The sequence below is a fragment of the Actinoplanes sp. NPDC051475 genome (genome assembly GCF_040689425.1).
Taxonomy (GTDB): Bacteria; Actinomycetota; Actinomycetes; order Mycobacteriales; family Micromonosporaceae; genus Actinoplanes.
This window is the reverse complement of record NZ_JBFAZZ010000005.1, coordinates 444,355-452,644: the sequence shown is the minus strand read 5'-3', so window position 1 is coordinate 452,644 and position 8,290 is coordinate 444,355. Positions and strand designations below refer to the sequence as shown.

General features: G+C 74.5%; 3 protein-coding genes. All 3 read left to right on the top strand.

Annotated elements, in window-relative coordinates; genetic code table 11:
- Positions 1-286: 286 nt before the first annotated feature.
- The 3 genes from AB0368_RS13785 to AB0368_RS13775 all read left to right on the top strand — a co-directional run bounded on the left by AB0368_RS13785 (position 287) and on the right by AB0368_RS13775 (position 8,272).
- Positions 287-1,300: a LacI family DNA-binding transcriptional regulator gene (locus AB0368_RS13785; RefSeq protein ID WP_366154172.1), complete on the top strand. Its 1,014-nt coding sequence runs from the start codon at positions 287-289 to the stop codon at positions 1,298-1,300.
- Positions 1,301-1,379: 79 nt separating this feature from the next.
- Positions 1,380-4,850, top strand: a complete 3,471-nt coding sequence (locus AB0368_RS13780; protein WP_366154196.1) for an ATP-dependent DNA helicase — start codon at positions 1,380-1,382, stop codon at positions 4,848-4,850.
- Positions 4,847-8,272 carry a UvrD-helicase domain-containing protein gene (locus tag AB0368_RS13775; RefSeq protein WP_366154171.1) on the top strand — a complete coding sequence of 1,142 codons (3,426 nt, stop codon included), beginning with the start codon at positions 4,847-4,849 and terminating at the stop codon, positions 8,270-8,272. Before AB0368_RS13780 ends, AB0368_RS13775 begins: the two co-directional genes overlap by 4 nt.
- The last annotated feature ends 18 nt before the right edge of the window (positions 8,273-8,290 follow it).

Below are 8,290 nucleotides of genomic sequence, written 5' to 3'. Positions count from 1 at the left end.
GCGTCGTCCACCGCGCGGGCCCAGGCGGCCACCGTGGCGTAGATGTCCTTGCGGTGCCAGGACATCTCCTTCAGTGACGCGACGCAGTCCCGCCCTGCCGGACCGGTGCGAGTGGTGGCTGCCGGCCCGGCAGGGGGTCCGGGGGTGAAGCTAGATGGGTTTAGCATGACCCTGCTCCGGACGCGGCCGGACGTCAAGAGCCATCGATGCGTCACGGCACTGTCACGTTTCGCGAAAGGCGCGGATCGCCGTCGGGCCGCTCGACACAGCGTGGAAGACTCTGCTCATGCCCCCGCAACGGGCGACCCTGCTACAGGTCGCACAGCGGGCCGGCGTGTCCCGCAGTACGGCGTCGTTCGTCCTCGCCGGACGCCACCTGGACATGCGGATCTCGGAGGACGCCCGGCAACGAGTCCTCCGGGCGGCCCAGGAGCTGGACTACCGGCCCAACCTCATGGCCCGGAGCCTGCGGACGAAGGTCACCAAGACCATCGCGCTGGTCTCCGACACGCTCGCGTCCGACCCGTACGCCGGCCGCGCGATCCACGGCAGCCTCGCCGCGGCGGTCGCGCACGGCCACCTGCTCTTCATCGGCGAGACCGAGGGCGACGCGGTGGTCGAGGAGAAGCTCATCTCGGACTTCCTCGACCGGCAGGTGGACGCCTTCGTGTACGCGAGCATGTTCACCCGCTACGTCCGGGTGCCCAAACTGCTCAAGGGACGCCCGGTCGTCCTGCTCAACTGCCTCACCCGGGCGGCCCGGCCGGCGTACCAGTCGGTCATCCCCGACGAACTCGCGGCCGGATGGAGCGCCGCCAAGACCCTGGCCGACGCCGGCCACCGCGACGGCATCCACCTGGTCGGCAGCCCGGCCCACCACGTCTTCGCCGGCCGCGAGCGCCTCGCCGGCATCCGCGAGGGCTTCGGCTCCGCCGGCATCAAGCTCGCCGGCACGATCGACTGCGACTGGTGGCCCGAACCCGCGTACGAGGCGGTCCGGCAGGCACTGGCCGGCGGACTCACCCCGAAGGCACTGATCTGCTTCAACGACCGGGTGGCGCTGGGGGCGTACCAGGCGTTGCGCGAGGCCGGCAGGGACATCCCCCGTGACGTGGCGGTGCTCTCGTTCGACGACTCCGACCTCGCCGCCTGGCTCCGGCCCCAGCTCACGAGCATCTCCCTGCCGCACTACCAGCTCGGCTGGAAGGCGGTGGAACTGCTGCTGGGCTCGCCGCAGGACCCGGCCGTGCACCGCGTACCGATGCCGGTGCGCCTGCGTGCCTCCGTGGCAAAGCCCTGACCGCATTCGTGTCACAGGTGCGTGGTTTATTGGTGCCGTGACCTCGACTCCCGCGGTGCGCCGGCCCGCCTACCGGCTGGTGCGCCGCCCCGCACCCGCCGCGGCCGCGCTCCACGAGGACGCCCTGCAGCAGCACGTGGTGCAGCACACCGGCGGACCCCTGCTGGTGGTCGGCGGTCCCGGCACGGGAAAGACCACGGTCCTGGTCGAGGCGGTCGCCGCCCGGATCGCCTCCGGAGTGGACCCCGAGAAGATCCTCGTGCTCACCTTCGGCCGCCGGGGCGCCTCCGCGCTGCGGGACCGCATCGAGGCGCGGACCTCCGGCCCGACGTTCCACGAGCCGCTGGTGCGGACCTTCCACGCGTACGCGTTCGGCCTGCTCCGCCGGGCCGCCGCCGAACGTGGCGAACCGTCCCCCCGGCTGCTGACCGGCCCGGAGCAGGACCTCATCATCCGCGAGCTGCTCGCGGTCGTCGGCGACGAGGAAGCGCCCGACACGGTGCGCTGGCCGGAGGCGCTGCGCCCGGCGCTGCCCACCCGTGCCTTCGCGCAGCAGCTGCGCGACCTCATGCAGCGCGCCGCCGAGCGCGGCGTCGGCCCGGTCGAGCTGGCCCGGCTGGGCGAGCGGCTGGGTCGCGACGACTGGCCCGCCGCGGCCCGCTTCCTCCGCGAATACGTGGCGGTCCTCGCCCTGCGCGACGTGACCACCCGCGGCTCGACCGCGTACGACCCGGCCGAGCTGGTCCGGGCGGCGTCCGGCCTGCTCCACGACGATCCCGCGCTGCTGGAGGCCGAGCGGCGCCGGGTGGAATTCGTGTACGTCGACGAGCTGGCGGACACCGACCCGGCGCAGATCGACCTCCTGGCCCTGATCGCGGGGGGCGGCAAACCGCTGGTGGCGTTCGGAGACCCGGACTCCTCGATCTACGGCTTCCGCGGCGCGGACCCCGAGGCGGTCAGCGCCTTCCCGACCCGGTTCCGCACCGCCTCGGGTGCGCTCGCCGAGACGGTCACGCTGCACACCAGCTATCGCGCGCAGCCGGCGGTGCTGGCCTCGACGGGCCGCGTCGCCCGCCGCATGCGCGGCCGCGCCGGGCACCGCGCGCTGCATGCTCCGGGTGCTGCCGCTGCGTCGGTGCCGGCGGGCGCGATCGTGCGTACCTTCCGGTCGGCGACCAGCGAGACCGCGTTCGTCGCCCACGCACTGCGCGAGGCACACCTACTGCACGGGGTGCCGTGGTCCCGAATGGCCGTGGTGCTGCGCTCGACCAGCCTCCAACTGCCCTCCCTGCAGCGCGGGCTCTCCGCAGCGGGCGTGCCGACCGTCACCCATGCGGAGGATCTTCCGCTGCACCTGCAACCCGCCGTAGCACCGTTCCTGCTGCTCCTGCGGTGCGCTCTGGAACCGGCAGCGCTCGACGAGGAGTCCGCGGTCGCGTTGCTGCACTCGCCGCTGGGCGGGGCCGACCCCCTGGCCGAGCGGCGCCTGCGACAAGGGCTGCGCGCCCTCGCGCTGGCGGCCGGCGACCGGCGCCCCTCCGGCGAACTGCTGGTCGACGCGATCCGCGACCCGACCGGGCTGGACATGGTGGAGCGGCGCTGGGCCCAGCCGGCACAGAACATCGCCCGCCTCATCGCCGTGGCCCGCGAGACCGCGGCCGCGCCGGGCGCGACCGCGGAACAGGTCCTGTGGTCCGCCTGGCACGCCAGCGGACTCGCCGAACGCTGGTACGCCCTCAGCACCCGCGGCGCCCCCCTAGAACCCGGCGGCGAGGGCGGCCGGGCGCGCCAGTGGCGTGCCGAGGCCGCCGACCGTGACCTGGACGCCATGGTGGTGCTCTTCGACGCCGCGGCCCGTTTCGTGGACCGGCTGCCCGGAGCACGGACCGAGGTGTTCCTCGACCACGTGCTGGGCCAGGACCTGCCCGCCGACTCCATAGCGCCGTCGGCCGACCGGGGCGAGGCCGTACGCCTGCTCACCGCGCACGCCGCCAAGGGCCTGGAGTGGGACGTCGTCGTGCTGGCCGGCGTCCAGGAGGGCATCTGGCCCGACTTGCGCCTGCGCGGCAGCCTGCTCGGCTCGGAACGGCTGGTCGACTTCCTGGCCGGCCGCGCCGCCGCCGGCGCGGCCGCGGTCGTGGGGCAGACCTCGGCGCTGCTTGATGAGGAACGCCGGCTGTTCTACGTGGCAACGACCCGGGCCCGGCAGCGACTGATCGTGACCGCGGTCGCGTCGGCGAGCGTGGGTGGCTCGGACGGCGAGGAGCAGCCGAGCCGCTTCCTGGCCGAGCTCGCCCTGCCCGACCGTCGCGACCCACCACCCCCGCCGGCCCCGGACCCGGACGACCCCGGCCCCACCGACCCCGGTCCTTCTGACCCCGGTCCTTCTGACCCCGGCCCGGCTGGTCCCGGCCCTACCGACTCCGGCTCCGGCCTCGACGATCCCGATCCTCATGATCCCGGTCCCGCCGACCACGGGTCTTCGAACGCCGGCGATCCGGATCCTGCCTTCCCACCGGCCGATGTCGAGGTCGAGGTCGAGGTGGGGCGTCCGCCGCGCGCTCTCACGCTGGCCGCGCTCGTTGCCGAGCTGCGTACCGTTGTCATCGCGCCGAATACGACGCCCGCCCGGCGCCATGCCGCCGCGGCCGAACTGGCCGGCCTGGCCCGGGCCGGTGTTCCGGGCGCCCACCCCGACGAATGGTGGGGGCTGCGGCCGCTGTCCGACGACCGCCCGCTGGTCGACGAGGGCGAGCCCGTCAAGGTCACCCCGTCGGCGATGGAGAGCGCCCTGCGGTGCAGCCTGCGCTGGCTGCTAGAACGGCACGGAGGGGCGGCCCCGGCGGGACCCGCCCAGGGCGTCGGCAACCTCGTGCACGCCGCCGCCATGCTCGCCGAGGACGCGAATGCCGATCGGGAACGGCTGGTCGAGTACGTGTCCGCGCGCTTCGACGCCATCGAGCTGGCCGCGCGCTGGCTGGCCGGGCCGGAGCAGGACAGGGCCCAGGGCATGGTCGACAAGCTGCTGCGGTGGCTGGCCCGCAACCCCCGCCGGCTGCTGGCCATCGAGCACGAGTTCACCGTCCGCCTCGACGACCCGTCCCGGCCGATCCAGCTGACCGGCCGCGTGGACCGCCTCGAGGTCGATGAGCAGGGCAGGCTCGTAGTGATCGACCTCAAGACCGGCAAGACCACCGCGGTCACGGCCGGCGAGGTGGAGGAGCACGCCCAACTCGCCGGCTACCAGGCCGCCGTCGACGCGGGTGCCTTCGACGGGCTCGGTGAGGGCACGGAGAGCGGCGGCGCGGCCCTCGTGCAGCTCGGTCCCAGCAAGGAGGCGCGCGAGCAGATGCAGCTTCCGCTCGCCGAGGCCGAGGACCCCAACTGGGCGTACGCGATGGTCCGCCGCACCGCCGACACCATGGCCGCCGCCACCTTCTCCGCGGTCGCCAACGCGAAGTGCCGCGTCTGTCCCGTCCGGACCAGCTGCCCGATCAGCGGCCACGGCCGCCAGGTCGTCGAGCCCGGCCCGCCGGCGGACGGGCGATGACCCAGCCCAGCCTTTTCGCGGACGCGGCGCCCCGGCCGCGCCGGCGGGCCGACTCCGGGCCTCGCTATACGCCGGTCGAGCTGGCGAAGCTGCTCCGGCTGCACGCGCCGACCCCGGAGCAGGCCGCGATCATCGCGGCGCCGGTCGAGCCGGTCCTGGTGGTCGCGGGCGCAGGCTCCGGCAAGACAGAGACGATGGCCTCGCGGGTGGTCTGGCTGGTCGCCAACGGGTACGCCCACCCGGACGAGATCCTCGGGCTCACGTTCACCCGCAAGGCCGCCGGCGAGCTGGCCCACCGTGTCCGTACCCGGCTCGGGCAGTTGATCCGGCGCCTCGGGCAGCAGGAGGCTCTGGCCGGGGAGCCCACGGTCGCCACGTACCACTCGTTCGCCGCCCGCATCGTCACCGAGCACGGGCTGCGCGCCGGGTACGAACCGTCCGCGCGGTTGCTCACCGAGGCCGCCCGGTGGCAGGTCGTGGATTCGCTCGTGCGCTCGTACACGGGGGAGATGACCGGCCTGAACCGCGCGCCCGGCACGGTGACCGACGACGTGCTGGCGCTCTCCGCCGAGCTGGCCGAGCATCTCGTCGCGCCGGACGAGCTGGCGGCCTGGACCGGCCGCTTCTTCGCCGAGGTGCAGTCGCTGCCGGGCCGGGTCTACAAGGACGTGACCGACATGCTGCAGCGGCAGCAGCAGCGGCTCACTCTGCTGCCCCTGGTTCGCCTCTACGACCAGCGCAAACTCGACCTGGAGGCGATGGACTTCGGCGACCAGCTGGCCCGCGCCGCGCTGGTCGCCCGGGACCATCCGGAGGTCGGCGAGATCGAGCGCGGGCGCTACAAGATCGTGCTTCTGGACGAGTACCAGGACACCAGCCACGCGCAGGTCGTGCTGCTCAATGCGCTCTTCGGCGGCGGCCACCCGGTCACCGCGGTCGGCGACCCGTGCCAGTCGATCTACGGCTGGCGGGGCGCCTCCGCGGGCACGCTCGACCGGTTCCCGGCCGAGTTCACCGGGCCGGGCGGGCGCGAGGCGTGGGTGCTCAACCTGACCCGGAGCTGGCGCAACCGCCCGGAGATCCTCCAGGTCGCCAACGCCCTGTCGCGGCCGCTGCGCGCCGCCGGCGCCCGCGTCGCCGAGCTCATTCCGGCTCAGCGGGTGGCTGATCGGGTCGGCGGGCGCACGGTCGCCTGCGCTCTGCTGAACACGTACGCGGAAGAAGCGGACTGGATCGCCGACTCGATGCTGGCGGCGTGGCGGTCGGTGGCCCGGCTGCCGGACGCGCTGCCGGGCGACATACCGGTGGAGAAGCGCCCGACCAGCGCGGTGCTGGTACGCGTCCGCAGCCAGATCCCGGCGATCGAGGAGGCGCTGCGCGCCCGCGGCCTGCCCGTCGAGGTGGTCGGCCTGGGCGGCCTGCTCGACACCCCGGAGGTACGCGACGTCGTCTGCACGCTGCGGGTGCTGGCCGACCCGACCGACGGCGCGGCGCTGCTGCGGCTGCTCACCGGCGCCCGCTGGCGTATCGGACCGCGCGACCTCGTCGCACTGCACCGCCGCGCCCGCGCCATCGCCGCCGCCCGTGTCGCCGGCACCACCGGTGACGACGAGGCCCAGCAGATCGTCGGGGACCGGCTGGACGACGCCACGCTCGTCGAGGCCATGGCCGACCTCGGGGCGCCCCAGCAGTATTCGCAGGAGGGGTTTGCTCGGCTGCGGGCGTACAGCAGGGAACTGGCCGAGCTGAGGCACCGCCTGGACCAACCACTGCCCGATCTGGTCGCCGACATCGAGCGCACCATCGGCCTGGACGTGGAGGTGGCCGTCCGCGGCTGGGGCGCGGGCGACGCGGGCCTGGCCCGCGGCCACCTGGACGCGCTCGGCGACGTCGCAGCCCGGTACGCGAGCGACACCGACGGCGGCACCATCGCCGGCTTCCTCGCGTTCCTGGCCGCGGCCGAGGAAGAAGAACGAGGTCTCGCGCCCGGCCAGGTCGACGTGGTCGAGGGCGCGGTCCAGATCCTGACCGCCCACGCCGCCAAGGGCCTGGAATGGGACGTGGTCTCGGCGGCGGGCCTCACCAAGAACGTCTGGCCCGGCATCACCCGCGGCTCGGACAACTACGTGGGCGGCATCGGCGTCCTGCCTTTCCCCCTCCGCGGGGACTTCGCGGGCCTCCCGGAGCTGGACCTCTCCGAGGCGGTGGACCAGAAGGACGCAGCCGCCGCCCTCGGGGCGTTCAGCCGGGCCTGGCGTGAGCACGACGAGCGGGAGGAGCGCCGGCTGGCGTACGTCGCGGTGACCCGGCCCCGCCGGCTGCTGCTGGCGTCGGGGTACTGGTGGGGCGACGGGGTCAAGCGTCCCCGCGGCCCGTCGGTGTTCCTGGAGGAGATCCGGGCCTCGTGCGAGGAGGGTGCGGGCGTCGTCGAGCACTGGACCCCGGAACCTCCGGGCGACGCGGCCAACCCGGCCACGGAGCTCGTGGCGTCGGCGGAGTGGCCGTCGGACCCGCTGGGCGGTCGCCGGCCGGCCATGGCGGCCGCGGCGGACCTGATCCGGCGCATGATCGCGGCGCCGACGCCGGAGGATGCGCTGGCCTTCGCCGAGCTCGCGGAGGGCGACGAGGAGGTCGGCGCCCGTGCGGGGCTGGCGGCCGACCTGACCGGGGTTGCGGGCGGGCCGGCCGGGACTGCGGGCGACAGGCCCGCTGGTTCGCCCGGGGCGGCCGATCCGGAGATTTCGCGCTGGCGGCGGGAGGCGACGCTGCTGCTGGCGGAGCGTGAGGAACGAGCCCGGCGCGACGGACCGCTCGAGGTGGCCCTGCCCCCGCACCTGTCGGTGTCCCAGCTCGTCGTCCTGCGCCGGGACCCGCAACTGCTGGCCCGCTCGCTGCGGCGCCCGCTGCCGCACCGTCCGACCCCCTACGCCCGCCGCGGCACTGCGTTCCATGCCTGGCTGGAGCAGCGCTTCGGCTCCGTACGTCTGCTCGACCTCGACGAGCTGCCCGGGGCGGCGGACGACGACGCGGCGGCCGACGAGGAGCTGGCCGCGCTGCAGGAGGCGTTCCTGGCCGGCGAGTGGGCCGACCGTACGCCGACAGAGGTCGAGGTCCCGTTCGCCACCACCCTGGCGGGCGTGATGATCAGAGGCCGGATGGACGCGGTCTTCGCCGAGCCCGGCGGCCGCTACGACGTGATCGACTGGAAGACCGGCCGGCGCCCCGCCTCCGCCGACGCGGCCGCGGCGACGGTGCAGCTCGCCGCGTACCGCCTGGCGTGGGCGACGCTGGCCGGGGTGCCGGTGGCGCGGGTCCGGGCCGGATTCCACTACGTCCGCGACGGCGTGACCGTGCGCCCGGCCGACCTGTTGGACGCGGAAGGTCTGGCCGCCCTCATCACCGACGTCCCGGAATCCGCCTGACCTTTGGCGTGTCGCACA